The organism is Alkalihalophilus lindianensis, assembly GCF_032843265.1.
GTDB classification, from domain to species: domain Bacteria; phylum Bacillota; class Bacilli; order Bacillales; family Bacillaceae_D; genus Alkalihalophilus; species Alkalihalophilus lindianensis.
The window spans coordinates 1-243 of sequence record NZ_JAWJBA010000891.1; the positions used below are offsets into that span (position 1 = coordinate 1).

Genomic DNA, 243 nt, shown 5'->3' on the forward strand with positions numbered 1-243 from the left:
GTTGATGCCGAGCAGCGGTGTGCGGAGCTCGAGCGCGCGATCCAGTTCCGAACCGTCGTGGACTTCGACCAGCACCGCCAGTCCGAGATCGTGCGCGGCGCGCTCCAGGGCAACCATCTGCGATTGCTCCAGCGCCGCGACGATCAGCAGGATCGCGTCGGCTCCCATCGCCCGGGCCTCCGCGACCTGGTACCGGTCGATGGTGAAATCCTTCCGCAGCACCGGCAGGTCACAGGTCGCGCG

General features: G+C 68.3%; 1 pseudogene. It reads right to left on the bottom strand.

The window, feature by feature from the left end:
* Positions 1-243, bottom strand: a pseudogene (locus RYX56_RS24695) (indole-3-glycerol phosphate synthase TrpC); the annotation flags it as partial.